This is a genomic window from Eubacterium ramulus ATCC 29099 (assembly GCF_000469345.1).
Taxonomy (GTDB): domain Bacteria; phylum Bacillota; class Clostridia; order Lachnospirales; family Lachnospiraceae; genus Eubacterium_I; species Eubacterium_I ramulus.
On sequence record NZ_KI271077.1, the window covers coordinates 25,094 to 50,999 of the forward strand.

General features: G+C 40.8%; 23 protein-coding genes and 1 pseudogene. 22 read left to right on the top strand and 2 right to left on the bottom strand.

Annotated features, from left to right (window positions below; all coding sequences use genetic code 11):
- Nucleotides 1-2 precede the first annotated feature (2 nt).
- From HMPREF0373_RS00860 to HMPREF0373_RS00875, 5 genes and pseudogenes are all read left to right on the top strand, one after another.
- Nucleotides 3-1,370: an MORN repeat-containing protein gene (locus HMPREF0373_RS00860; RefSeq protein WP_044962518.1), complete on the top strand. Its 1,368-nt coding sequence runs from the start codon at nucleotides 3-5 to the stop codon at nucleotides 1,368-1,370.
- A 1-nt stretch (nucleotide 1,371) separates the two neighbouring features.
- A pseudogene (gene hxsA3 / locus HMPREF0373_RS17680) lies at nucleotides 1,372-1,602 on the top strand (His-Xaa-Ser repeat protein HxsA3); the annotation flags it as partial.
- Nucleotides 1,603-1,650: 48 nt separating this feature from the next.
- A complete protein-coding gene (locus HMPREF0373_RS17220) occupies nucleotides 1,651-1,947 on the top strand; it encodes a hypothetical protein (RefSeq protein ID WP_242831172.1) in 297 nt (98 codons plus the stop codon).
- Nucleotides 1,948-1,966: 19 nt separating this feature from the next.
- Entirely contained in the window at nucleotides 1,967-3,088 is a 1,122-nt protein-coding gene (locus HMPREF0373_RS00870; protein WP_021737644.1) for a 5-bromo-4-chloroindolyl phosphate hydrolysis family protein, read from the top strand.
- A gap of 62 nt (nucleotides 3,089-3,150) precedes the next feature.
- Entirely contained in the window at nucleotides 3,151-3,351 is a 201-nt protein-coding gene (locus HMPREF0373_RS00875) for a hypothetical protein (RefSeq protein ID WP_044962519.1), read from the top strand.
- Between the two features lie 198 nt (nucleotides 3,352-3,549).
- On the opposite strand, the gene HMPREF0373_RS00880 is transcribed toward HMPREF0373_RS00875, so the two are convergent.
- Nucleotides 3,550-4,749 carry an MFS transporter gene (locus tag HMPREF0373_RS00880; protein WP_021737646.1) on the bottom strand — a complete coding sequence of 400 codons (1,200 nt, stop codon included), beginning with the start codon at nucleotides 4,747-4,749 and terminating at the stop codon, nucleotides 3,550-3,552.
- Between the two features lie 270 nt (nucleotides 4,750-5,019).
- Here HMPREF0373_RS00880 and HMPREF0373_RS00885 point away from each other — a divergent pair, with 270 nt between their 5' ends.
- The 10 genes from HMPREF0373_RS00885 to HMPREF0373_RS00930 all read left to right on the top strand — a co-directional run bounded on the left by HMPREF0373_RS00885 (nucleotide 5,020) and on the right by HMPREF0373_RS00930 (nucleotide 17,014).
- A complete protein-coding gene (locus tag HMPREF0373_RS00885) occupies nucleotides 5,020-5,928 on the top strand; it encodes an AraC family transcriptional regulator (RefSeq protein WP_021737648.1) in 909 nt (302 codons plus the stop codon).
- 356 nt (nucleotides 5,929-6,284) lie between these two features.
- Nucleotides 6,285-7,772: an RNA-binding domain-containing protein gene (locus HMPREF0373_RS00890; protein WP_021737649.1), complete on the top strand. Its 1,488-nt coding sequence runs from the start codon at nucleotides 6,285-6,287 to the stop codon at nucleotides 7,770-7,772.
- Between the two features lie 86 nt (nucleotides 7,773-7,858).
- The gene (locus HMPREF0373_RS00895; RefSeq protein ID WP_021737650.1) at nucleotides 7,859-8,335 is read left to right on the top strand and encodes an LURP-one-related/scramblase family protein; all 477 of its coding nucleotides are present in this window, start codon (nucleotides 7,859-7,861) and stop codon (nucleotides 8,333-8,335) included.
- Between the two features lie 62 nt (nucleotides 8,336-8,397).
- Nucleotides 8,398-10,584, top strand: coding sequence for a DNA topoisomerase III (locus HMPREF0373_RS00900; RefSeq protein ID WP_021737651.1), 2,187 nt, complete (start codon nucleotides 8,398-8,400; stop codon nucleotides 10,582-10,584).
- Nucleotides 10,585-10,880: 296 nt separating this feature from the next.
- Entirely contained in the window at nucleotides 10,881-11,459 is a 579-nt protein-coding gene (locus tag HMPREF0373_RS00905) for a 2-oxoacid:acceptor oxidoreductase family protein (RefSeq protein ID WP_021737652.1), read from the top strand.
- 12 nt (nucleotides 11,460-11,471) lie between these two features.
- On the top strand, nucleotides 11,472-11,777 hold the full coding sequence (locus HMPREF0373_RS00910; RefSeq protein ID WP_021737653.1) for a 4Fe-4S binding protein: 306 nt from the start codon (nucleotides 11,472-11,474) through the stop codon (nucleotides 11,775-11,777).
- Nucleotides 11,777-12,958 carry a transketolase C-terminal domain-containing protein gene (locus tag HMPREF0373_RS00915; protein ID WP_021737654.1) on the top strand — a complete coding sequence of 394 codons (1,182 nt, stop codon included), beginning with the start codon at nucleotides 11,777-11,779 and terminating at the stop codon, nucleotides 12,956-12,958. The genes HMPREF0373_RS00910 and HMPREF0373_RS00915 overlap by 1 nt, the downstream gene beginning before the upstream one ends.
- A gap of 11 nt (nucleotides 12,959-12,969) precedes the next feature.
- Nucleotides 12,970-13,911, top strand: coding sequence for a thiamine pyrophosphate-dependent enzyme (locus HMPREF0373_RS00920; protein WP_021737655.1), 942 nt, complete (start codon nucleotides 12,970-12,972; stop codon nucleotides 13,909-13,911).
- An 18-nt stretch (nucleotides 13,912-13,929) separates the two neighbouring features.
- The gene (locus HMPREF0373_RS00925; RefSeq protein WP_021737656.1) at nucleotides 13,930-14,817 is read left to right on the top strand and encodes a LysR family transcriptional regulator; all 888 of its coding nucleotides are present in this window, start codon (nucleotides 13,930-13,932) and stop codon (nucleotides 14,815-14,817) included.
- Between the two features lie 439 nt (nucleotides 14,818-15,256).
- Nucleotides 15,257-17,014, top strand: a complete 1,758-nt coding sequence (locus HMPREF0373_RS00930) for an ammonium transporter (protein WP_021737658.1) — start codon at nucleotides 15,257-15,259, stop codon at nucleotides 17,012-17,014.
- A gap of 139 nt (nucleotides 17,015-17,153) precedes the next feature.
- On the opposite strand, the gene HMPREF0373_RS00935 is transcribed toward HMPREF0373_RS00930, so the two are convergent.
- On the bottom strand, nucleotides 17,154-18,047 hold the full coding sequence (locus HMPREF0373_RS00935) for a LysR family transcriptional regulator (RefSeq protein WP_021737659.1): 894 nt from the start codon (nucleotides 18,045-18,047) through the stop codon (nucleotides 17,154-17,156).
- 162 nt (nucleotides 18,048-18,209) lie between these two features.
- Here HMPREF0373_RS00935 and HMPREF0373_RS00940 point away from each other — a divergent pair, with 162 nt between their 5' ends.
- From HMPREF0373_RS00940 to HMPREF0373_RS00970, 7 genes are all read left to right on the top strand, one after another.
- Nucleotides 18,210-19,007 carry a DUF4866 domain-containing protein gene (locus HMPREF0373_RS00940; RefSeq protein WP_021737660.1) on the top strand — a complete coding sequence of 266 codons (798 nt, stop codon included), beginning with the start codon at nucleotides 18,210-18,212 and terminating at the stop codon, nucleotides 19,005-19,007.
- 69 nt (nucleotides 19,008-19,076) lie between these two features.
- Entirely contained in the window at nucleotides 19,077-20,417 is a 1,341-nt protein-coding gene (locus tag HMPREF0373_RS00945) for a threonine/serine exporter family protein (protein WP_021737661.1), read from the top strand.
- Between the two features lie 59 nt (nucleotides 20,418-20,476).
- Nucleotides 20,477-21,157, top strand: a complete 681-nt coding sequence (locus HMPREF0373_RS00950; RefSeq protein WP_021737662.1) for a YoaK family protein — start codon at nucleotides 20,477-20,479, stop codon at nucleotides 21,155-21,157.
- Between the two features lie 241 nt (nucleotides 21,158-21,398).
- On the top strand, nucleotides 21,399-22,358 hold the full coding sequence (gene tig / locus HMPREF0373_RS00955) for a trigger factor (RefSeq protein WP_022035704.1): 960 nt from the start codon (nucleotides 21,399-21,401) through the stop codon (nucleotides 22,356-22,358).
- 171 nt (nucleotides 22,359-22,529) lie between these two features.
- Nucleotides 22,530-23,366, top strand: a complete 837-nt coding sequence (gene yqeB / locus HMPREF0373_RS00960; protein WP_044962520.1) for a selenium-dependent molybdenum cofactor biosynthesis protein YqeB — start codon at nucleotides 22,530-22,532, stop codon at nucleotides 23,364-23,366.
- A complete protein-coding gene (yqeC, locus tag HMPREF0373_RS00965; RefSeq protein WP_021737666.1) occupies nucleotides 23,357-23,962 on the top strand; it encodes a selenium cofactor biosynthesis protein YqeC in 606 nt (201 codons plus the stop codon). The genes yqeB and yqeC overlap by 10 nt, the downstream gene beginning before the upstream one ends.
- 150 nt (nucleotides 23,963-24,112) lie before the next feature.
- Entirely contained in the window at nucleotides 24,113-25,906 is a 1,794-nt protein-coding gene (locus HMPREF0373_RS00970; RefSeq protein WP_021737667.1) for an aminopeptidase P family protein, read from the top strand.

Consider the following 25,906-nt stretch of genomic DNA (forward strand, 5'->3'; position numbering starts at 1 on the left):
AAATGACGGATGATAATCAGACAAACGGAGTAACTGAGAAAGAAATCAGAGAATTAGAGAAAAATAATTTGAATAGGAATAAGGTTTCTGCGGAAAAGATTTATATTTCTACAAGCAAAAAACAAAAACGTCGGATTCGATTATTATTAGTCCTGTTGTTTGTGATAGAATTTTGTGCCGCGTTGTATTTTTCTGGAGAAATCGCAGTACTGGATTTTAATAACCGAATTGTAAAAGAATTGCAAATGCAGCAATTTGGAAAAATTGAGCTTTCAACAGGAACTTATACTGGCGAAACAGATTTTGGAAATTTTAATGGTCAGGGTATATTTTCTTTCATAACAGGAGCTGTTTATTCCGGTGAATGGAAAGACAATCAGATAGCTGGTCAAGGTATTCTGGAAGTTCCGGATGAAGGAACATATGAGGGAGCGTTTCAGAACGGCAAAAAAGAGGGTGAAGGAACTTTTACCTGGAAAGATGGTTCGACTTATCAGGGAGTCTGGAAAAAGGATCAGATGAATGGTAAAGGTGTGTTCAAGAATCATGATGGCACATGTTACACCGGAGAATTTGTCAAAAATGAATTCATTAATGGTAAAGTGACGTTTAAAAATGCTTCCGGAGAGTATGCATTAACTTATAAAGACGGAAGTATAGCTGAAGCAGATATTGTGTTTGCAGATAGAACCACGTATACAGGTGGGTGTAAGCAATTTGGAATTGATGGCAGCGGAACGATGATATTTCCTAATAAAGATCAGTTTACCGGAGCGTTTACGAATGGAAAAAGATCTGGGAAAGGTACATATCAATGGAATTCCGGCGATTCTTATGATGGAGAATGGGATAAAGACAAAATGTCCGGATCCGGTAAGTATACGTATGCGGATGGCAGTTATGCAGAGGGAACATTTGACGATAATGTGTTTTTGAGTGGAACCTACTATTTGAAGAATGATTTTGGAACCTATTCTTTTGAGATAAAGAATGGTTCTGCTGTAACAGTAGAGATGACGCTGGAAGATGGAACGAAGTATAGTGGAAAAATGAGTGATGGAAAGTTGAATGGAGAAGCTCAGATCACTTATAGCAACGGAGATAAGTATAGCGGAACAATCAGTGATGGAAAGAAATCAGGTCAGGGAACCTATAATTGGAAAAGTGGTGCCACATATACTGGTTCATGGGACAACGATAAAATGAATGGAGAGGGGACTTATGCATACTCAGATCAGGAGAACGGGTTGAAATTGACAGGTACATTTGCGGATGGAGCTCCTTCCGGGCAATGTACATATTATGTATCAGCAACAGAGTATTATGTTACGGACTGGTCAAATGGAAAATGTGTAAAGGTGTATGAATAAAATGGATGAATTATTTCCGAAATTTCAAAAGAATATAGAAAATTTAATAGAAGATGAAGAGGGTAATATACCGGGAAGCAAACTGTTAATGTTAGGAACGATGATCATTGTTTTGGGAAGCCTATTGTCGGTTGATGCATTTGCAGGACACAGATCGCACAGCTCTCATCGTTCCCATAGTTCGCATAGATCGAGTAGTTCGACACATGGATCGCATAGTTCACATGCGTCAAGTACGCATAGTAACAGTCACAGTAACCATGGAAGCCATGACAGTCATGTGAGTCATCAAAGCCATACTTCACATGCGAATACGGCGACACATTCAAATTCTTTATACAGTGCTGAAGGTGACGTAAGCTATGCAGCACCGCAGGCTGACAGCATACCGGGAATTCAGGCTCCGGCTTCTACAACTGATGCGGTAGTACTTCCAAATGTTAATCAGAATATTCAGCTGCCAAATGGAACACCGGTTACAAGTATATTGCCACCGTTTGCTGTTCCGGCATCCAGTGTTGAAACAAAGATTGATCCGGGAAAGATAAAAATACCGTCACCAACAGATAAAGTATGATGAGACGAGGAATCGAACGATGAGCTTTTTAAATAAAATATTTAACAGGAAAAAGAATGAGAATGTGTCTCAGGAATGCGTAATAGACAGTCAGCCATTAAACAGTTATCTGGATGAAGCGGAAAGAGTAGCAGAAATTGTTGTAACTGGTGTTGACAGTGGAAATATTTCAGATATAGCAAACCAGATTGAAAAATTGCCAAGTACTAATGCATATAAAAATCAATATGTGTTTGATGCTCCAAAGGCAGGAACTGGAATAACGGGGATGGTTATAGCTGTCTTATTTGTATTATGGTTTCTGAGTTTTGCTGTTACTGGAAGTAAAGTGATGCATATGTCAGCGGCATATGCATCATATGGGGTGACATATATTACATGGTTTCTGATTATTCTATTCATTAATGGATATGTCATTTTGAAAAAAATAAAAAAAAGAAAGTTTATCAAGCGTTATAGCCAGTATGAAACAATCTTGAAGTATCGGAATATTGAACTGTTGGATGATCTGGCTGCGTATACAAAACAATCCTCTAATAAGGTAATAGCAGATTTGGAATATGCGATAAAGAGAAAGCTGATTCCAGAGGGGCATTTTGGAACGGATCATATGATCATTTTGATGTCAGATGATACATATGTTAAATATCAGATGCACCAGACAGAGTTTGATCGTTATTACAGAAAACAATTAGAGGAACGAGTGCGAATGGAAGAACGCTCAGAGAATATTCAGAGCATTTTGAATCAGGGAAATATCTATATTCAAGCTATTCGGGACAGTAATGCTATCATTAAGGATAAAGAAATTTCGCAAAAGCTGGATAAAATGGAGCAAATTGTAACAACTATTTTTCATGAGGTTGATATTAATCCGGGACAGGCAGGAAAACTGGGTAAGTTTCTAAGTTATTATTTACCAACCATGGATAAGTTGCTCAAAGCCTATATAGAACTTGGAGAGAAGAATGTTCTTGGTTCCAATGCAAGAAAAATGCGAAAAGAGATAGAAGAAACGTTAGATACTTTGAATCATGCATTTGAAGGAATTCTGGACAAGTTTTATCAGGAACAGGAATTAGACATTATGAGCGATATTGCTGCCATGAAAATGATGTTAAAACAGGATGGTTTGGATTGATAAGCAGACTTGGAAGTGAAAATATTGGGGATTTAAGTTAAAATGCGAGGAGAAACAGTTTTGTGAAATGTGGAATGAGAAAACCGAGTGCTAAAAAATCGTTTAAGGCAAGAACAACAGGAAAAGCAAAAAGAGCGGTTAAAAAGGCTTTGATTCTAGGTTATGGAAAAAAGGGATCTGGTTGGATAAAAGATCCTAAGAAAGCAGCATATAACAAGATTTATAGAAAAACAAGTTTTAGGATTTGGGATTTGTTTAAATAGAATAGTGTGTGAATTTATGGAAAAAGTCGTTTAGAATAACGGCTTTTTCACTTTTGGTAGCTATACATTATATCAAAAATTGAAGTTGTCTGTTTTGATTGTTATTATAAAAGATGTCGTGGCGAGAGCTATGTTTGTTGGTTGAAGCAGAAATCAAACTTTGGTCGGTGGGATTTCTGCTTCTTTCATTATACAGTACTATTTTTGAGTATGCTGATTTTTTCGATATAGAAGAAAGAGCATAAATAATAGAATTACTGGAAAAATAAGTCCGCATCTCATGCCGATCCTAATATTATTTCCTGCGTTCTGGGTGATACGGCCAACAATTCCAGGCCCGATACTGCCACCTAAATCTCCTGCCATGGCAAGGAGAGAGAACATAGCTGTCCCACCCTTTGGAAACGTTTTTGAGGAAATACTGATTGTCCCCGGCCACATAATTCCAACTGAAAAACCGCATACTATACAACCGACAAGTCCAATGATCGAATTAGATGACAGGGCAGAAAGGAGATAGCAGATAACACATAATATGCCGGAACCGCCCATAAACTTCATTAAATCCAGCTGTTTTCCATATTTCCCAAAAATTATGCGACTGATGCCCATGGTGACTGCAAACATACATGGACCTGCTAAGTCTCCCAGTGCTTTTGACAATCCCAGCGCAGATTCGGCATAAGCAGATGCCCATTGAGCCATTGCAAGTTCAGAAGCCCCAGAACAGATCATCAGACATATCGCAACCCAGAAAAAAGGTTTGGCAAATAGACTTTTAATTCCCATTCCGGTGCCGGTGTCAACCAGATGCTCAATCGGACAGGTCATGAAATTATAAGTGTTAACAGCAGGAATGAGCGCCCATATTACGGCAAGCCATTTCCAGCTGTTTATGCCGAATATCAGAAAAAACAAGCTGGAAATCAAAATTGTTCCAACAGCTCCCCAACAGTAAAAGGAATGGAGCAGGCTCATCGTTGCTTCTTTGTTTTCAAATGGACAGGCTTCAATAATAGGGCTGCAAAGTACTTCGATTAAGCCACTTCCGATAGCATAAACAACGACACTGCATATAATTCCTATGAAAGGATCAGGTAAAAGATCAGGTAAAAATGCCAGTCCAACCAGACCAAGTGAAGCAAATATTTCTGATGCAACAACGCAAATACGATATCCGATATAATCTACAAATTTGGCACAGAACAGATCAACCAGAAGCTGTGTGAAAAAGAAGAAAGTGGATATCAAAGCAATATTACCGAGAGAAATATGATAGTCATTGTGAAATTTCAAAAAAAGAAGCGGTGCAAAGTTTGCCGCAATAGCCTGCGTGATAAAGCCCATATAACAGGCAATTTTTGTCTTATGATAGTCATTTTTCTTTACAGTATTCATTTCTTATTTCCCGTTCCGAATATTTTTAACAATTTTATGTTCAATAGAAAGATGTTCATAAAAATGCTGCCACAAAAAAAGTCTGTTTTTGGTGGTGCGGTTATTTCGATTCTGTCTCCTTCAATGCTGATCTCACTTTCATTCATCCATTTAAAAATCATGCGAATACCTCTTTTCTTTTTTTATTTGATTATATAGCAAACAATAAACATATGCATTGAATTAAATCACCAGAATACTGTATAATATCGTAAAAGGAAAGAATGTGATATGGAGATGGATTATAATAAAATACTTACAGACGAGGACTTTATGGAAATCAAGCAGCACGGAACCAGTGATTATCCATTCCAGTATTATTATGATGATCTGGAGTTCTTTGATTTTCATTGTATTGAATGGCACTGGCACAGAGAATTTGAGTTTTTATATGTTGAGTCTGGACAAATTATATGTGGAATAGGTGAAAAACAGATTATATTGTCAGAAGGAGACGCAATTTTTATCAATTCTAAAATATTGCATCGGTTTTATGCATCATCAGGTGGTGTCATTCCTAATTTTGTATGTATGCCTGAATTTATTGCACCAGAGAATAGTTTGGTCTATAAAAAATATATTTTACCAATCATTTCATCGAATATGTCTTTCCAGTGTTTTCAGATTGCTGAACCGTGGCAGGCAAGGATTATACAAATTATGATAAAAATAATGGAAACACAGGAGAATGAGAAAATAAGGGAGCTTTCCACTTTGGCATTGTTGCAGGATTTATGGTTGATTTTTTACGAAAATGTAAAGTTATCGGATAAAGAAAATATGCAAACAGTTGATGAGGCTGCACAGAAAAGAGTACAGTTGATGATGCAATATATACATGAAAATTATAATCATGAGCTGTCACTGGATGAAATAGCCTCACATATAGGGGTCAGCAAAAGTACTGCGCTAAATTTGTTTCAACGATTTTTACATACTACGCCGGTCAGTTATTTGATAGGATATAGACTGCAGGCAGCTTCCTGGCTATTGAAAAATACGAATAAAAAAGTAAAAACCATCGCCTATGAAAGTGGATTCCGTAATGTCGATTATTTTTGCAGATTGTTTAAAAAACGTTATCATTTAACACCATCAGACTATCGTTGCGCATGCTTAAAACAGTATATCTGTAAGTGACTGCCAGATGAGTCAACTACAATATACCAGTTTGCTATGAAAAGATGGATAAGAATAATGCATGAATTTATAGAAAAAGTCGTATGATATAACGGCTTTTTCCTTTTGAGATGACTATACATTATATACAAAAATTGCAGTTGCCATGTAATTGTAAATCGAAAGTTTGGTAGATAATTTAGTGTTAGATACAGTAAATATAATAGATGTCTGTATTTTAAGTGAAATTGGAAAGTTGCACAAACAAAAAAAACTATGAAAAACGGCGGTTGACATGCGGTAAACAATCAATCTATACTGTTTACAATATCAAGATTTGAACGCTTTACATTATGAAAGTAAACGGGGGATAATAATTGAAAAAAGAAGTATTAGAAGCTTTACAATTAAATGAAAATCATGAACGGGAATGCAAGTTGGCAGAAGGTGGTCTTCCGGAAAGTATATGGGAGACATATTCCGCTTTTTCAAATACAGATGGAGGAACGATTTTGTTGGGGGTAAAAGAACATCGAGATTCTTTTACGGTCAATGGATTAAATGACAGACAGATTGTAAAGTATCAGAAAAATTTCTGGAGTACAATCAATGATCGAAATAAAGTTTCTAAAAATATTTTATTGAACCATCATGTAAAAGTTATTGAGTATGAGGGCAAGAATATTCTTGAAATAAATGTTCCGGCGGCTGATCGGCATGATAAGCCTGTGTATATAGGAACCGATCCCATGAAGGGAACGTATCGCAGAGACTATGAGGGAGATTTTTTGTGTACGGAAGCATCTGTCAGAGCTATGTTTTCAGATCAGCGTGATATTTCGGTAGATTCGGAAATTTTGGAAGAAATGGATTTAGATGCATTGAATGCAGATACAATTAAAGGATATCGTGTATTATTTGAACAGTTGCATGAAGGACATCCATGGAATAAATTATTGAAGGATGAATTTCTGATCAAATTGAAAGCAGCAGCTAAGAATAAAAGGGGAACCGTTTCACCGACGGTTGCAGGAATTTTGATGTTTGGTGATGCTGATCGGATTACGGATGTGTTTCCAGATTATTTTTTGGATTACAGAGAAGAATGTGACGATAAGAGAGTACGTTGGCTGTATCGGACACATTCTAATGAGGGGGATTGGAGTGGGAATTTATTTGATTTTTTCTATAAAGTGACAACCAGAATCGATGATGATGTGGCAGTTCCGTTTATGAATCGGCGAAATGGCGTGCGTGTAGACCGGGTTGATGTACATGATGCATTGAGCGAGGCAGTTGCTAATGCACTTGTTCATGCCAATTACTATGGAAAACGTGGGATTGTCATTATAAAACACGGGAAGCAAATTTCTATTTCTAATCCTGGAACAATCCGAATTACAAAAGAAGAATTTTATGCGGGTGGAAACAGTGATCCAAGAAATCCAAATCTGCTGAAAATTTTTGGCTTTGTAAATGTGGGTGAACGTGCGGGCAGTGGTGTAGATAAAATTATGACTGCATGGGAAGAACAGTATTGGACAAAGCCAAGGTATGAGATATCAATAAAAGCCGAGCGAATTACTCTATATTTAGAAGTAGGACAGGTTGTATATATTCCGGGAGCTGCAGATTTAAATGTTGTCAGAGAACCAGAGTATTATTCTGGTTTGGTGTCAGACAGAGAGCAAAGACTCTTAGATTATCTGACTCAGTATGGGAAAATCAGTATGGGGAAAGCAACGGAAGTGTGTGGATATAAAACAAAGTCGGCAACCCGTAAATTAATTGATAAAATGATAAAAAATGAAATACTGGAGAGAACAGGAAGTGGACCTGCAACAGTATATATATTGAAGCGATGATATTAAAAAACTTAAAGGAGATTTAAGAGTCTTTAAAGGTCTCTAAAGAGACCCTTAGAGACGGTTAAGAATAAGAAGGAGTACACATGCAATTATTAATTGAACAACGTGTATTTTCCTGGTCAGATACATATGATATCTACGATGAACAGGGAAATCAGAAATATTTTGTAAAAAATGAACTTATCTCATTAGGACACCGCCTCCATGTATATGATGCGGCGCACAATGAAATCGGATTTATCAAACAGAAATTATTCTGTTTACTTCCAACTTTTGAAATCGAATGGAATGGACAGTTGATGGGGCACATAGAGCAGCGTTTTGCTTTGTTCCGCCCAAAATATGATGTGGATTTCATGGGATGGCGTGCAGAAGGTGATTTCATGGGCTGGGATTATGATGTGTATGAAGCATGCAGTGCAGTTGTTCACGTACATAAAAAGATTCTGAGCTGGGGTGACACCTACGCCATCGAGTTTGATGATCCGAAGCATGAAATTCCGGCATTGTTACTGGTACTGGCCATTGATGCGGCAAACTGTTCACAGAATAATTCTTAAATGTCCGTTTTACAAAGGCTGAGAGAGATAGAACAAAAAGAAGAAAGAGAATTAGCAAAAATATGGGAAAAACATTAGTCATTGCCGAAAAACCTTCCGTTGGACGGGATATCGGTAGAGTTTTAAAGTGTGGAAAGAAAATTGACGGGGCTTTGGAAGGCAGTCAGTATATCGTAACCTGGGGATTAGGCCACTTGGTTACGCTGGCAGATCCGGAGCACTACGATAAAAAATACAAAGACTGGAAGATGGAAGATCTTCCGATGCTTCCGGGGAAGATGGATATCGAGGTCATCAAGCAGACCGGGAAGCAATATCAGGCAGTAAAACGACAGATCTACCGTAAGGATGTATCGGATATCGTCATTGCAACCGATGCCGGCCGAGAGGGGGAGCTGGTTGCCCGCTGGATTCTGAAGAAAGCAGACAATCATAAGCCGTGTAAGCGTCTGTGGATTTCTTCTGTGACAGATAAAGCAATCCGTCAGGGATTTGAGCATCTGAAAAATGCAAAAGAATATGATAATCTGTATCATGCGGCTGTCTGCCGTGCAGAGGCAGACTGGCTGGTTGGATTAAATGCGACCAGAGCATTGACCTGCAAATACAATGCACAGTTGTCCTGTGGTCGCGTGCAGACACCGACACTTGCAATGATTGCAAAGCGGGAAGAAGAAATTCGGAAATTTGTTCCAAAACCATATTACGGACTGCAATTGCAGGCAGAGGGTGTGGTATTTACCTGGAAAGATGAAAAAAGTGGCAGTTATCGCAGTTTTCAGAAAGACCGGATAGCGAATATTCAGAAACAATTGTCCGGAAAGAAATTGCAGATCATAAAAGCAGATACTAAGGTGAAAAAGCAGGGTGCACCACAATTATATGACCTGACACAGCTGCAACGGGAAGCAAATCAGAAATTTGGATTTTCTGCAAAAGAAACGTTGAATATCATGCAGCGGTTGTATGAGAACCATAAAGTACTGACATATCCGAGAACAGATTCACGTTATCTGACGGCAGATGTCATGGGAACGATCAAAGAACGTCTGCAGGCCATCAATGCCGGTGTTTACCGGGAGTTTGCTGCTCCGTTGATCCGCCGCGAACTGCCGAAGAAACCTGCATTTGTCAATGATGCAAAAGTCAGCGACCATCATGCAATCATTCCAACGGAGCAGGCACCAAATTATATCCATATGAGTAATGAGGAACGAAAAATCTACGATATGGTAGTGCGCAGATTTCTGGCAGTTATGTATCCGGCGTATGAATACGAAGAATCTGTATTGACTGGAGCAGTGGAAGGAGAACATTTTTATGCCAGAGGAACCCGTCCGCTGCATATGGGATGGAAAGCGATTTATGAAAATCAGTCCGAGGATGAGGAAGAAGAGGAATTAAAACGCCAGAATCTTCCTGTAATGCAAAAAGGGCAGGAATTTTCCATTTCCGATATCCGCCTGACAGAAGGTAAGACAAAGCCACCGGCACGATTTACCGAAGGCACGCTGATCGCTGCCATGGAAAATCCGGTACGTTATATGGAAAGCAGCAACAAAGAAATGGCAAAGACACTGGGAGAAACCGGTGGACTTGGAACGGTTGCTACCAGGGCAGATATTATTGAAAAATTGTTTTCCGGCTTTTTATTAGAGAAAAAGGGTGAAGATATCTATACCACAGCGAAGGCACGTCAGCTTCTGGAACTGGTTCCGGAAGATCTGCGCAAGCCGGAACTGACGGCAGAGTGGGAAATGAAACTCTCAAAGATTGCAGAAGGAAAACTTTCAGACCGGAAGTTTATGAATGAGATTCGAACTTATTCAACGGATCTGGTAAAACAGATCAAGACAGCGGAAGGAACTTTTCGGCATGATAATATGACAAACAAACTTTGTCCGAATTGTGGGAAACGTCTGCTTGCTGTAAATGGCAAAAATAGTCGGATGCTTGTATGTCAGGATCGGGAATGCGGATACCGGCAGACTATCGCAAAGACGACAAATGCCCGCTGTCCGCAGTGTCATAAACGAATGGAACTGATCGGCAGCGGTGAAAATGCTTCTTTTGTATGTAAGTGTGGATATAAGGAGCGCCTGAGTAAATTCCAGGAGCGCCGGAAGAAAGAAGGCGCAGGAGTTTCCAAACGGGATGTACAGAATTATCTGAAGAAACAACAGAAAGAGGCAAAGCAGGAGACCGGCAGTAATGCAATGCTGGACGCATTGAAAAACATTAAATTGTAAACAAATAAAAAATATTCAACCAGAGCGGGAAAAGTTCTGATTGAATATTTTTTGTTTTTCAGAAAAATATCTGGTTAAAATCTATGAGAGAATCATTCGGTCTGGTCGTTAGAAATTTGTGTTTTTATGTACCTGAATTTCATTGTCAGATACAATACATGAATTTGTTTCATCTATAAAATGAAAAAAAATCACTTTATCTCTTTACAATCAAAAAACACACCGATATAATGTTAAATGCTGGTAAAAACCAACATTTCAGGAAAGAGTAGTCACAAAAAGAGGAGAGATAGATCATGAAAAATGGAATTGAGATCAGATGGCATGGCCGTGGCGGTCAGGGTGCCAAGACTGCAGCACTGCTTCTGGCAGATGTAGCTTTTAAAACCGGAAAGCATGTACAGGGTTTCCCGGAGTACGGTCCGGAGCGCATGGGCGCGCCAATCACTGCTTATAACAGAATCAGTTCAGATGTGATTCGTGTACATTCCAATATTTATGATCCGGATTTTGTTGCAGTTGTTGATGAGACATTATTACATACCGTTGATGTAACAGCCGGATTGAAAAAAGAAGGTGCCATCATTGTTAATACAGCAAAATCAAAAGAAGAGCTCATGCCGCAGTTAAACGGTTATGAGGGACGTGTCGTTACGATTGATGCCAGAACAATTTCTGAGGAAGCACTGGGAAAATATTTTCCAAACTCTCCAATGCTGGCAGCAGTAGTAGCAACTACCGGTGTAATGCCGAAAGAAACATTTTTGCATGAAATGCGTGCTTCTTACAAACATAAATTTGCAAAGAAACCAGAAGTGATCGATGGAAATATGAAAGCACTGGAAATGGCTTTTGCGGCTGTAGAGGAAGCATAGAGGAGATAGAAGATGAGAACAGATATCAATAAAATCAATGAACATACGCCACATACAGGGCTGACGGAAGGAATGCAGGTATTTGCTGCAGGAACTTCCAAATATTTTAAGACCGGTGAGTGGAGAAATAATACACCGGTTTATTTAGAGGATAACTGCAAACAGTGTCTGCTGTGTGCACCGGTCTGTCCGGACAGTTCCATTCCGGTCAAAGATCAGAAACGAGGAGCCTTTGACTTAGATCACTGCAAAGGGTGCGGAATCTGTGCAAAGGTATGTCCGTTTGGAGCAATCAAAATGAAGGAGGGCGTAGAATAATGGGAATCAAAGAACGTATGTCAGGTAACGAGGCCGTTGCCTATGCAATCAAACAGGTAAATCCGGATGTTATGCCGGCATTTCCGATCACGCCGTCCACAGAGATTCCGCAGATGGTATCCACATACATTGCAAACGGCGAAATCGATACAGAGTTTATTCCGGTCGAGAGTGAACATTCTGCAATGAGTGCCTGCATCGGATCTGAGGCAGCAGGTGCAAGGACACTGACCGCAACTTCTTCCGCTGGTCTGGCCCTGATGTGGGAGGAATTGCTGCTGGCAGCTTCCAACCGTATGCCGATCGCTCTGACATTGGTAAACCGTACCCTTTCCGGTCCGATCAACATCAACTGTGATCATACCGATGGTATGGGGGCCCGTGATACCGGATGGATTCAGATTTATGCAGAAAACAATCAGGAAGTATACGATAATTTTATTCAGGCATACCGCATTGCCGAGCATAAAGATGTCCGCCTGCCGATTATGATTTGTCAGGATGGTTTTATTACCAGTCATGCCGTAGAGAATATTGAATTATTAGAGGATGCACCGGTCAAAGCGTTCGTTGGTGAATATCATCCGGAGGAGTATTTGTTAAATCCGGGGAAGCCGGTTTCTGTTGGACCGTATGCAGTATCTAATTTTGTAATGGAAAGTAGAAAAAATCAGCTCATTGCGCTGGAGAATGCAAAACAGGTTATCTTAGATGTAGCGAAAGAATTTGCAGGAATTTCCGGCAGAGAGTACGGTCTTTTTGAAGAATATAAAACCGAAGATGCAGATTATGTAATGGTCATTATCGGTTCCGCAGCAGGAACCGCAAAAGAGGCTGTAGATGAACTGCGCGAGGAAGGCAAAAAAGTCGGTGTTCTGAAATTGCGTGTGTTCCGTCCGTTTCCGGCAGAAGAAATTGTTGAAGCAATGAAAAACTGCAAAGCAGTAGCTATTATGGATCGTTGCGAGAGCTATAACGGAAACGGAGGACCGCTTGGTTCTGAGATTACAGCAGGTCTGTATCGTACCAGAACTTATATGGAAGCAATCAACTACACTTACGGACTTGGCGGACGTGACTTTACGGTTGAAGATGCAAAGGATGTATTTGCAGAACTTGCAGATGTAGTAGAAAACGGTAAACCGGTAACACAGTATCAGTATATCGGTCTGAGAAAATAGGAGGCAGAGTGATGAGCGAATATAAATTTAAAGAAGTTATGAGCAAACCGGAACGTCTGGCTCCGGGACACAGAATGTGTGCAGGATGTGGCGCAACCATCGCAGTTCGTGCCGTACTGCGTGCATTGCATGAGGGAGATCAGGCAGTGATCGGTAACGCAACCGGATGTCTGGAGGTTTCTTCTTTCATGTATCCATATACAGCGTGGGAGGACAGCTATATCCATAATGCATTTGAAAATGCAGGTGCTACATTAAGTGGTGTTGAGACAGCATACAAAGCACTGAAAAAACGTGGTCGTCTGCCGGAAGATGCAACCTTCAAATTTATCACATTTGGTGGTGATGGTGGTACATATGATATCGGTTTCCAGTCTCTTTCCGGAGCAATGGAGCGTAATCACGATATGGTGTACGTCTGCTATGACAACGGTGCATACATGAACACCGGTATTCAGCGTTCTTCCGCAACACCGATGTATGCAGATACCACAACCACACCGGTTGGCACACAGTCCAATGGTAAAATGCAGAACAGAAAAGATCTGGCATCTATTATCGCAGATCATGATGTTCCGTATGTTGGTCAGACAACCATGATCGGTAATTTTTCTGATCTGCATAAAAAAGCAGAGAAAGCCATTTACACAGAGGGAGCTGCTTTCTTAAATATCATGACTCCATGTCCGCGTGGATGGCGTTATGATACTGCAGATATCATGAAAATCTGTAAACTTGCAGTTGAGACATGCTACTGGCCGATGTTTGAGGTAGAGCATGGAAAATGGCGTTTAACTTACGAGCCGAAGAAAAAACTGCCAATCGAGGACTTCTTACGCGAGCAGGGCAGATTCAAACATCTGTTCAAACCGGGCAATGAGGATCTGATCGCACAGTTCCAGGCTGAGGTTGACCGTCGTTGGGAAGAACTGCAGTACAAATGTGCACGATAATCCGGGAGGAATAAATATATGACTTTGTTATCCTATCAGGTATTTCAGACAGTGGTGGGACAGGGAAGTTTCCAGAAGGCGGCAGAGATTTTAAATCTGACGCCTTCTGCAGTCAGTCATGCAATCGCATCGATGGAGCAGGAACTGGGATTTTCCCTGTTTACGAGAAATAAGGCTGGGGTTGCTCTGACTAATTATGGAGAACATCTGCTCCCTTATGTGAATGCAGTATTAAACAGCGATGAGAGCCTGCAGCAGGCAATCGCGGGACTGAACGGACTGAAAATGGGAAATGTAAAAGTGGGCTGTTTTTCCAGTGTATGCACAAATTGGATGACAGACATCATCCATTCCTTTCATCAGCGTTATCCGGATATTAATATCGAATTGTATCAGGGAACCTATGCAGATGTGTCTTACTGGATTAAAAACGGCATTGTAGACATCGGCTTTTTGTCCCTGTCATCCGCAGGAGATCTGCCAATTGAGCCGTTATACCGTGACCCGCTGCTCTGCGTCGTTCCGAAAGGATACCGCAAACGGGAAGATACGCCATATATGACACCGGATGAGATGAAAGACGAGGTCTTTGTTTCACAAATGGAGACCACCGATGCGGATATTGCAATCTTTATGAAACAGAATGGATTGGGAAATGTGCGGATGGACTACCATGTTGTAGATGATCTGTCTACGATTGCACTGGTGGCAGCCGGACTAGGCATCTGCATCATGCCAGAACTGGTCATGAATGACATCCCATATGCAGTAGACCGTTATCCGATGATGCCGGAAGCATATCGTGTCATTGGCATATCAGCATTAAACCCGAACTTCCTTGCCCCGGCGGTTAAAATGCTTTATCAGCATGTTATAGAAAAGTATAAGATCATAGAAGAAGCATAAGAGAGTTACGATTCCATTTCATAACCTTCCGTATAGAAAAAATTGTGCTCTGGTTGAATTGCACAAAAATAGTGCCAAAAAATGCGATAATTCGCCAGATTACATAAATTCACAAAAAATTAATAAATTTTATTGACTTTTCATTTCGATGAGGGTAATATTACAGACATCAAAGGCAAAGGTGCTGAGAAGAATAAACTTCCGGTGCCTTTTTCTATTTTCCGGGATAAGAATCTTACAAGGACAGATAACAGAAATTGCGAACAACTGTTAGTTGTTTTACAGTAGGTTTCAATGCCCGGACAATAGAAAAACTCTGATAGCGACACAACGGGGTGTCATCTGCAGGCTAGCGGCAGGTGATGCTCCTTTTTTATTTCCATAAAAAGTGTCGTTTTAAGTAAAGGTTCTTCGGAACCAAAAAACCAGGAGGTAAGTTATGACGCAGGAGATTATGACTTTTATTAATGACAACATATTTGGTGTCTGGTTTCTGATAGGTGCAGCATTGGTATTCTGGATGCAGGCAGGTTTCGCAATGGTAGAGGCAGGTTTCACTAGAGCAAAAAATACCGGTAACATTTTGATGAAGAACCTGATGGATTTCTGTATTGGTACTGTAATGTTCATTCTGATTGGATTTTCGTTCTTACTTGGCGAAGATGTGTTAGGATTTATTGGAAAACCGGGATTTGATCTTTTCTCATCCTACAGTAATTTCAGTTTTTCAAGTTTCGTATTTAACTTAGTATTCTGTGCTACCACAGCAACCATCGTTTCCGGTGCTATGGCAGAGAGAACAAAATTTTTATCCTATTGTATTTATTCCGGAGTAATCTCTGCATTGATTTACCCGATTGAAGCACACTGGATCTGGGGCGGCGGCTGGTTAGCACAGCTTGGCTTCCATGATTTTGCAGGATCCTGTGCAATTCATATGGTTGGTGGTGTCAGCGCACTGATCGGTGCATGGCTTCTTGGACCACGTATCGGTAAATTTACAAAAGACGAGAATGGCAAGATCAGAAAAGTAAATGCTATTCCGGGACATAACCTTGCACTTGGCTGCCTTGGATGTTTCATTCTCTGGTTTGGCTGGTATGGTTTCAACGGCGCAGCAGCAACAAGTATTGAGCAGTTAGGTTCTATTTTCCTTACAACAACCATTTCACCGGCAGTTGCAACGGTTGTTTGTATGATATTTACATGGTTAAAATATGGTAAACCTGATGTCTCCATGTGTCTGAATGCTTCTTTAGCAGGTCTGGTAGCAATCACAGCTCCTTGTGATGTTACAGATGCAGCAGGTTCCATCGTAATCGGTGCTGTGGCAGGTTTATTAGTAGTATTTGGTGTATGGCTTCTTGATTACAAGTTACATGTAGATGATCCGGTTGGTGCCGTAGCCGTTCACTTTATGAATGGTATCTGGGGTACATTTGCAGTAGGTCTTTTTGCTACAAACACAGCTCCGGGTTATGCAATCGCAGATAAAAACGGAAATGAGCTTGTCGGTCTGTTCTATGGCGGCGGCGTAAAATTATTAGGTCTGCAGTGCCTTGGTATCATAACCGTTCTGGCATGGGCAGCAGTTACAATTACAATTACATTCCTTGTAATTCGTGCAACAATCGGTCTTCGTGTCAGCGAAGAAGAAGAAATCATTGGTCTGGATCAGACAGAACATGGTCTTGCAAGCGCTTATGCAGACTTTGCATTAACATCCAGTATCAACAACTTCTCATCTGCTACTCCGGTTAAACTTCCGAAAAATGCAGTACCAATCGATGAGGCTGTTCCGGTACAGGTTCGTACTCCGGATCCATCTATTGCAACTGGCAGCGATGTAAGTATTACAAAGATTACAATCTATGCAAAACAGAGCAGATTCGATGCCCTCAACGAGGCAATGGCTGCAATTGGTATCAATGGTATGACCGTTACAAATGTACTTGGTTGTGGTGCTCAGCACGGCAGAACAAGCAAATACCGTGGTGTTACCATGGATATGAACTTACTGCCTAAGATTCAGGTTGATATCGTAGTAAGTAAAGTTTCTCCTAGAACTGTTATTGAAGCTGCCAAGAAAGCACTGTATACCGGTCATATCGGTGATGGTAAGATCTTCGTATACAACGTAGAAAATGCAATCAAGATCAGTACCGGTGCAGAAGGTTACGATGCACTTCAGGACTAACTGTAAAAGGCAATAGTAGTAATAATAAGCTGATACAATTTCAGTAATTTAGTAATTCTTCAAAATCCTTATATAAAACCTTAACGAAAAAGCAGATGCTTCGGATTTTTGTCTGGAACATCTGTTTTTTATCGTAGATCTAAATTTTATCATGAATCAAAAGTTCAAGCAGACGATGTGCAGCCATGCTCATGGGATGAGTCTGATCATACACAATGCTGACCTGGCGGGTAGGAAGTGCCTCTCTCAATTTCAAAGAAACTACAGAATTGTTCTGTAATGCATCCGTAACCATTGGCTCAGGAAGAAAAGCAAGTCCAAGCTCATTTTTGACCAGGGGAAGAATCTGATCTGTCGTGGCCGTTTCAATATCCGGGACCAGACGCAGACCATGAGAGAAAAAAAGCTCATCATAAAAATGCCGGGTAGCAGTATTCACCCCCAGACAGATAAATGGATAGTTTTTCAATTCAGAAATCGATAAAATTTTTTGCTGAAGAGGACGGAAGGTAGTTCCTCCGACAAGGATATCCTGAAAAGGCTGCAAATTTACCTGAATCAGCGGTGAAGTAACGGTCAATGGAGTTGTCACAACTGCGAAATCAATTTCACCGCTTTTGAGAGATTGAATAGCCTGCGGTGTAGAATGATTTGCAATTTTTAGCCGTACTTTTGGATAATCTATATGAAACTGACGTAATCGATGCAGAAGATAGATATTCAAAGCGATTTCACTGGCACCGATTGAAATGCTGCCATATTCCAGACTTGCACTTTTCGTCAGTTCATCTTCCGCAGCCTGCAATTGTGTCATGGCAGCCGATACACGTACATAAAGCTGCTGGCCTTCCGGTGTCAACTGTACGCCTCGGTTGGTGCGCACAAATAATGTGCACTGGATTTCCTGCTCCAGAGCATTCATGGCCCGCGTAATATTTGGCTGACTGTTGTGGAGTGCATGTGCTGCTTTCGTAAAATTACAGTATCTGGCTACATAATAAAAAATTTTGTAATATTCAAAATTTACATTCATAATGAAATCTCCTGTAAAAATGATAGTTGATGACGGAAACAGATATATCAAAATATTATAATAAGCATGTCAATAATATCTTTTACTGATTGCTGATTTCCTATTATAATCGACTTGAATAGAAAAAACAACTGTCATAAAAAATGAATAGGAGATGATTGTATGTCACTTGTTTTACCAAGAGAAGAGGAAGTTGAGAAAATGTTTTCACGCATTCTGGCATCCAGGGATGCATGTGAACGTCTCAGTGAGACATTTTATAACCATCTGTGTGATGATAATCGTTTTATAGATTCTGATCCGGGACATTTTGCAGAAGTTATGTTAAAAGCATATGAAAATGGTGATGTCAGTGCGGTTCTGCTGGAATTGTGTAATCGCAGCATGTTTGATCTGCTGAAGGAAGCTTATCTGATTCCAAAGAGATTTCATGGAAAAACAGGGGAAAATCCGGTTCTGTTGACAGATATCAATGGAAAAGTATTGAATACAAAGCAATCCGTTGTTTCCAGACATGAATATAAGAAATTTCTGGAAATCTATCAGGCGCATGTGGCAGCTCCACGTTCGAAACTATATCTGGCAGACGGATATGATATGGTCAGGTACTATACGGAACATATGAATATCGAGGAAAAAAAGGAAAAAAGGGAACGGGGTATCCTGATTTTATATGCTATGCCAGATACGAAAAAATTACATCTTTCCGAGGCTCAGGCTTATGATGTGGTCTGGAATACTTTTCAGGAGATTCAGAAAGCAGCGTATTCTGCAATTGTTTATTATGGACAGGAAACCGGAAGTAAGGCGGGAAAATCTTTTGATGAACTTGGGGTACTGTTACCTATCCATCAGTTTGAAAACAGAATGCTTCAGCATTTAAGTATGATCGACGGACTTGTGCTGTCTTGCAGAGAACAGATGATACGGGTAGCTGGTGCGGACAGTCTGGATTTGTAATCAGATAACAGTGTTTTACTTCTATAAGTGGTGAGTAATAACAAATTTATCTCAGTGGGAGTGCATTGTATGTGGACATTCAATGATCAGAGTATTGTAAAAAAGAATCATATGGATATTTTATGGCACAAATATGCGGATAAATCCGAAGAAAAAACGATTGTCGACGCTGACCTTCCGGCTAAGGCATCTGTCGTTGGGAGAGTTGGACTTATGATGTTGTCATGTGGGACAGGTGCCTGGCGTGTGCGCAGTTCCATGAATGAGCTGTCGGCTTTGCTGGATATGACATGTACCGTGGATATCGGACTGATGTCAATCAATTATACCTGTTTTGATGGAAATGATGCATTCAGTCAGTCGTTATGCCTGACGAATACGGGGGTAAATACATCGAAACTGAACCGCTTGGAAAAGTTTGTGATGCATTTTAAAGAACGGGAAATTACAAAAAGCTGTGAAGAAATACATACGATACTTGATAAGATAGAAGAAATACATGGATTGTATTCACCTGTTACACTGGCAGTCGCAGCAGCATTGGCCTGTGCCTGTTTTACATTTCTGCTTGGCGGTGGCCCCATTGAGATGCTGTGTGCTTTTGCCGGTGCAGGAATTGGCAATTATATCCGGTGTAAGCTTTCGAAACATCATTATACGCTGTTTTTGTGCATTATTGTGTCAATATCAGCAGCATGTCTTTCTTATTCTGTTATGCTGAAATTACTGGAGATCTGCTTTGCTGTAAAAGTGGAGCACGAGGCAGGATATATCTGTGCCATGCTTTTTATCATACCGGGATTCCCTTTTATTACCAGTGGGATTGATCTGGCAAAACTGGATTTGCGATCCGGAATGGAACGGATGATGTATTCCGTTATTATTATATCGGTTGCGACTATGACAGCCTGGGTTCTGGCGATGGTACTGGGGTTAAAACCGCTGTCATTTACTACGATGAGCCTTGGACTCTGGCAGTGGATTGTGTTGCGTATCTGCGCAAGCTTTGGCGGTGTATTCGGATTTTCTGTTATGTTCAACAGTCCATGGAAACTTGCTGTTGCGGCTGGAATAATAGGAGCTGTATCTAATACGCTGCGACTGGAAATGCTGGATATCACTTCTGTCCCGGCGCCGGTGGCTGCATTTGCCGGGGCAGTTGCTGCAGGAGTTCTGGCGTCTGTGTTGAAAAGAATGGTTGGATATCCAAGAATTTCCATTACGGTTCCATCGATTGTAATCATGGTTCCGGGACTGTATCTGTATAAAGCAGTTTATAATCTGGGAAACATGGATCTGTCAGCAGCCTCTTCCTGGTTTGCATCAGCTCTTCTGATTATTTTTGCGTTACCGTTAGGGTTGATATTTGCCAGAATTCTTACAGATAAAACATTTCGTTATTGTACCTGATGATTTTGGTTGGGGAAACATTTCGTTATGGTACCTGATGATTTGGATTAGGAGGAAACATGAAAAAATTACGGATGCATTATTGTTCGAAAAAGCAAATGTCGGAATCGTTTCTGACAGCAGCTTTTCTTTCCGTGTCCGGTGGTTTGCAGGATATGTATACTTATATTTCAAGAGGACATGTATTTGCAAATGCACAAACCGGTAATATTGTGCTGCTCAGCCAGCATATTTTTGCGGGAAACTGGGCAGATGTTATGCGATATCTGATGCCGGTACTGTCTTTTATGTTTGGTGTTGCGGCGGCAACTGAAATTCGTCAGCATTTTCAGAATATAGGCCGAATTCACTGGAGGCAGATTGTCATACTGATAGAAATGAGCATGTTATTTCTGGTTGGATTTTTACCGGGGAAAATGGATCTGGTGGCAAATGCTTTCGTCTCATTTTCCTGTGCCATGCAGGTACAGACGTTTCGTAAAGTTGATAGTTATGCATTTGCAAGCACCATGTGTATTGGAAATATCCGCAGCGGAATGGAAGCACTCTGTGCCTATCGTCAGTCACATAATCGCCAGATTCTGTACAAAGCTTTTCATTATTTTGGAATCATTATTTTATTTGCATTTGGAGCAGGTATTGGCAGTATTCTGATTCCAGTTTTTAACCTGCAAACAATCTGGTTTTCCAGTTTTTTACTGATGGTTGGATTTTTCCTGATGTTTATTCAGGAAAAATAGCCAAAAACGTAGAATATAGTGACGAAATATGTGAAAAAATCATAAAGTGATGGAAATGTGCTGCAAAATATCGTATACTTGGAAAAGTATGAATCAGAATAAGATTTGGCTGAAAAAATACAGGCAGATCCTTTTCAATCTGGAGAATGAGGATCTGGGCAAAGCCAAAAACTGATCAGAAAAAACGTACATTCAAAGTCAAAAATGATTTTGAAAAATGAAAATACTTTTGGAGGAAGCGATGAGCGAGAAAAAAATTCAGGTTACTCTTGGAAATTATAAAGGAGTAGAGGTAAAAAAAGCAGAGATTATCATTACGGAGGAAGAAGTAAAAGCAGAACTGGAGCGTGCAAGACAGTATGCGGTAACGACTCAGGACAAAGACGGTGCAGCAGAACTTGGTGACGAGGCAGTCATCGATTTTGTCGGATATATTGACGGAGAGGCATTTGCAGGCGGAGACGGAACAGATTTCCCATTAAAACTTGGTTCCAATACGTTCATTCCGGGATTTGAAGATCAGTTAGTTGGAGCAAAAAAAGATGATAACGTAGATGTGGTTGTTACATTCCCGGAAGATTATCATGCAGCAGAGTTTGCAGGAAAAGAAGCTACATTCAAAGTTACGGTAAAAGGTGTCCGCAGCAGTTTCCTTCCGGAACTTTCCGATGAAGTAGTTCAGAAAATCTCCCAGTGCAAGACCGTTGCAGAGTTTGAGGAGTTTGTAAGAAAATCCATCCATGATTTCAAACAGAATCAGGCAGATATGGAGAAAGAAAACAAAGTTCTGGAGCAGATCGTAGAGGCTTCTGAAATCGAAGTTCCACAGGAATTCATCGATGAGCGCAAAGAGCAGCTCAAAAATAACCTTCTTGCACAGCTTCGCAATGCAGGAAACACATTTGAGCAGTATCTGCAGTACAACGGATTAACAGAAGAACTGTTTGAGGAGTACGCAGCAAAAGATGCACTTTCTATGTTAAAAGGTCAGGCAGTGTTACAGGAAATCGCAAAAGCAGAGGGATTTTCCTATACAGATGAAGATGTCGATCAGACAATCGCTGCAATGGCAATGTCTTATCAGATGCCGGCAGAGCAGCTGCGTGAGATGATGGGCGAGCGTGGAGTAGCTATGGTTGCTGAGGATATCCTTTCTAAACAGGCACTTGAGTTTATCGTAAAAGAGGCTGTTGAGGCATAATAATACGGATAAATCAAGAATTGTGAGAACAGAATCGATAGCAGCAAATATACGATATTTGCAAAATAAAGAGATATATCATGAAAATGGTGTATCTCTTTATTTCATATCTGCCGATTTTGTGATAAGATAGAAAGGATGAAAATCAGAGGGAAGAAATGCGAGGTTAATATGAAAGATCTGATTATCGTTCGTGGCGGTGGGGATATTGCAACCGGAACGATTTATAAATTGAAAAAATGTGGTTTTTCGGTATTGATACTGGAAATCGCACATCCATCTGCAATCCGCAGAAATGTGGCATTCAGTGAGGCAGTATATGAAGACCATTCCAAAGTAGAGGATATGGAGTGTTTTCTGGCGAAGGATGAAGATGAAGCGGAGCGTTTTCTGAAAGACGATAAGCTGACAATGCTCATTGATCCGAAAGGAAATTGTCTGAAACGCTTCAAGCCGATGGCAGTGGTAGATGCGATTCTTGCCAAAAAGAATCTTGGAACCACACGCGATATGGCACCGATCACGATTGCGCTTGGACCGGGATTTACAGCAGGTCAGGATTGTGATGCTGTTGTTGAAACCATGCGTGGTCATAAACTTGGCAGAGTCATTTATGAAGGGAAAGCCATTGCAAACACTGGTGTTCCGGGAATAATTGGCGGCTATGCGGCAGAACGCGTCATTCATGCTCCGGTGGATGGAATTTTGCACAACATTGCAAAAATTACGGATATTGTTGAGGAAGGACAGCCGATCGCATGGATTGAAGGCGCGGACGGAATGCGGGCAGAAGTTCCGGCAAGTCTGTCCGGTTTACTCCGTGGACTGATCCGGGAAGGATATCCGGTTACCAAAGGCTTTAAGATGGCAGATATTGATCCACGACTGAACGAATACGAGAATTGTTTTACGATTTCGGATAAAGCAAGATGTATTGCAGGTGGTGTCGTGGAAGCATATTTTGTATTAAAGCAGCAATTAGAAAAAGGTGATGCACAATGTATGTAATTGCAATTGTGGGCGCCGGCGGCAAGACAAGCCGGATCAAAAATCTTACAAGAGAATATGTGCAGCAGGGAAAAAGCGTTCTGGTCACAACGACGACTCATATGGGGCTGGAACCGGACATGGTTTTATTCGAAAATCTGGAAGATATCAGACAGCAGTTGGAAAAACAGCATGTTTGTATCTGTGGAAGTCCGGTGAAAGAAAGGAAAATTGCATCACTGCCAGAAGAAATTTATAAGCAGGCCTGTGAGCTTGCAGATATTGTATTGGTAGAGGCAGACGGATCAAAGCATATGCCGGTTAAATTTCCGGCCGCACATGAACCGGTGATCCCGGAAAACGTAAATGAGATCCAGGTGGTCATGGGCTTGCATGCCATCGGACATCCCTTTTGTGAGGTGAGCCATCGACTGGAACTGGTAAAACAGTGTCTGGATGTTTCAGATACGGATCTTGTGACAAAAGCACACCTTGAAAAATTGTATCTGGAAGGCTATCAGAAGCCATTACAGGAAAAATACCCAAATGCAAAAATCGGATTTTTCCCGGCAGACCACAGTCATTTCTTTGATTTGGAACCGTTGAAATTTTACTAAATGACGTTTCTGACGTGAGAGGATTGCGAATATCCATTTGACGTCAAAAGTATCAACATTCTAATAGCGCTAATATCTCATAAAAATCTGTTCAACCAGATCGCTATGAGTATAAGATAAAAATTATAAGTAACATGGAGGATAGATGATATGACAATTCAGGAAAAACTTGCAATTTTGCGAGAAAAAATGAAAGAAAACAACATGGATATCTACATGATTCCAACCGCAGATTTTCACCAGTCAGAGTATGTTGGTGAATACTTCAAAGCACGTTCTTATATGAGCGGCTTTACAGGATCTGCCGGAACATTAGTAGTGACATTGACAGAGGCAGGTCTGTGGACTGACGGACGTTATTTCATTCAGGCGGAGCAGCAGCTTGCAGGCAGCACCATTACATTATACCGTATGTCTGAGGAAGGTGTACCGACAGTAAAAGAGTTTGTAGAGGATAAACTTCCACAGGGCGGCGTGATCGGTTTTGATGGAAGAGTACTTTCCAGTGCCGATGGAGCAGCATATGCGAAAATCGCCGAAAAAAAACAGGGCAGCCTGTCCGTTGCAAAAGATCTGGTAAATGAGATCTGGACAGACAGACCACAGCTTCCGACAGAGAAAGTATGGATTTTAACCGATGAATACAGCGGAGAGACCACAGCCTCCAAATTAGGAAGAATCCGTGAAGTAATGAAAGAGAAAGGTGCACAGGTACATCTGATCAGCTCTCTGTATGATATTGCATGGATTTTAAACCTGCGTGGAAACGACATTTCCCATGTGCCGGTATTTTTATCTTTTCTGATGATCGAGGAAGATGCCTGCACACTGTTTATCCATGCAGAGACATTGACGGATGAAGTACGAGCTTATCTGGCAGACAATGACATTACTGTTTGTGCTTATGATGAGATATACGATGCAGCAGCAAAACTTGCAGCAGACAAAGTAATGCTGATGGACGAACATACCATCAATTATCGTATCCGTATGGCATTCCCGGAAGGATTAAAAGTTGTAGATGACCTGAATCCATCCGAGCGTATGAAAGCCATCAAAAATGCAACAGAGTTAAAAAATACAAGAATCGCACACTTAAAAGATGGTGTGGCTGTAACCAAATTTATGTACTGGTTAAAGACACATGTCGGAAAAGAATATATCACAGAGTATACTGCAGGAAAATATCTGGACAGCTTGCGTGCCGAGCAGGAGAATTTCCTGGACCTGAGTTTTGACAATATCAGTGCTTATGGCGCAAATGCAGCTATGATGCACTATTCTGCAAAAGAAGAGACAGCAGCAGAGTTAAAACCGGAAGGATTTTTACTGGTAGATTCCGGCGGACATTACTACGAGGGAACGACAGATATTACAAGAACCTTTGTGCTTGGACCTCTGACTGACAAACAGAAGCTGCATTTTACAACGGTTTGCAGATCTAATCTAAACCTTGCAAATGCAAAATTCCTGTATGGATGCAGCGGATTAAATTTAGACATTTTAAGTCGTGGACCATTATGGGAGATGGGGATTGATTATAAATGCGGAACCGGACATGGTGTCGGACATATCCTGAATGTACATGAGGGACCGAACGGCTTCCGTTGGAGAGTCGTTGCAGAGCGTAATGACAGCGGCAGACTGGAAGAAGGTATGATCACTACGGACGAACCGGGTGTATATCTGGAAGGTGAGTACGGCATCCGTACCGAGAATGAGCTGATCTGTGTGAAAGCAGAGAAAAACGAATATGGTCAGTTCATGCAGTTTGAAAATATTACTTACGCTCCGATTGATCTGGACGGAATCGATCCGGATGAGATGACCTGCCGTGAGAAAAAAATGCTGAATGCATATCATAAAATGGTATGGGAAAAAATATCTCCGTATCTGAATGATGATGAGCGTGAATGGCTCAAAGAGTACACAAGGGAGATTTAG

Coding starts and splice junctions, on each gene's coding strand:
- HMPREF0373_RS00925 (WP_021737656.1), top strand. CDS start 13,930: ATGACTTTGTTATCCTATCAGGTATTTCAGACAGTGGTGGGACAGGGA.
- HMPREF0373_RS00930 (WP_021737658.1), top strand. CDS start 15,257: ATGACGCAGGAGATTATGACTTTTATTAATGACAACATATTTGGTGTC.
- HMPREF0373_RS00870 (WP_021737644.1), top strand. CDS start 1,967: ATGAGCTTTTTAAATAAAATATTTAACAGGAAAAAGAATGAGAATGTG.
- HMPREF0373_RS00940 (WP_021737660.1), top strand. CDS start 18,210: ATGTCACTTGTTTTACCAAGAGAAGAGGAAGTTGAGAAAATGTTTTCA.
- HMPREF0373_RS00880 (WP_021737646.1), bottom strand. CDS start 4,749: ATGAATACTGTAAAGAAAAATGACTATCATAAGACAAAAATTGCCTGT.
- HMPREF0373_RS00935 (WP_021737659.1), bottom strand. CDS start 18,047: ATGAATGTAAATTTTGAATATTACAAAATTTTTTATTATGTAGCCAGA.
- HMPREF0373_RS00905 (WP_021737652.1), top strand. CDS start 10,881: ATGAAAAATGGAATTGAGATCAGATGGCATGGCCGTGGCGGTCAGGGT.
- HMPREF0373_RS00945 (WP_021737661.1), top strand. CDS start 19,077: ATGTGGACATTCAATGATCAGAGTATTGTAAAAAAGAATCATATGGAT.
- tig (WP_022035704.1), top strand. CDS start 21,399: ATGAGCGAGAAAAAAATTCAGGTTACTCTTGGAAATTATAAAGGAGTA.
- HMPREF0373_RS00860 (WP_044962518.1), top strand. CDS start 3: ATGACGGATGATAATCAGACAAACGGAGTAACTGAGAAAGAAATCAGA.
- HMPREF0373_RS00910 (WP_021737653.1), top strand. CDS start 11,472: ATGAGAACAGATATCAATAAAATCAATGAACATACGCCACATACAGGG.
- HMPREF0373_RS00950 (WP_021737662.1), top strand. CDS start 20,477: ATGAAAAAATTACGGATGCATTATTGTTCGAAAAAGCAAATGTCGGAA.
- HMPREF0373_RS00970 (WP_021737667.1), top strand. CDS start 24,113: ATGACAATTCAGGAAAAACTTGCAATTTTGCGAGAAAAAATGAAAGAA.
- HMPREF0373_RS00915 (WP_021737654.1), top strand. CDS start 11,777: ATGGGAATCAAAGAACGTATGTCAGGTAACGAGGCCGTTGCCTATGCA.
- yqeC (WP_021737666.1), top strand. CDS start 23,357: ATGTATGTAATTGCAATTGTGGGCGCCGGCGGCAAGACAAGCCGGATC.
- yqeB (WP_044962520.1), top strand. CDS start 22,530: ATGAAAGATCTGATTATCGTTCGTGGCGGTGGGGATATTGCAACCGGA.
- HMPREF0373_RS00900 (WP_021737651.1), top strand. CDS start 8,398: ATGGGAAAAACATTAGTCATTGCCGAAAAACCTTCCGTTGGACGGGAT.
- HMPREF0373_RS00885 (WP_021737648.1), top strand. CDS start 5,020: ATGGAGATGGATTATAATAAAATACTTACAGACGAGGACTTTATGGAA.
- HMPREF0373_RS00895 (WP_021737650.1), top strand. CDS start 7,859: ATGCAATTATTAATTGAACAACGTGTATTTTCCTGGTCAGATACATAT.
- HMPREF0373_RS00920 (WP_021737655.1), top strand. CDS start 12,970: ATGAGCGAATATAAATTTAAAGAAGTTATGAGCAAACCGGAACGTCTG.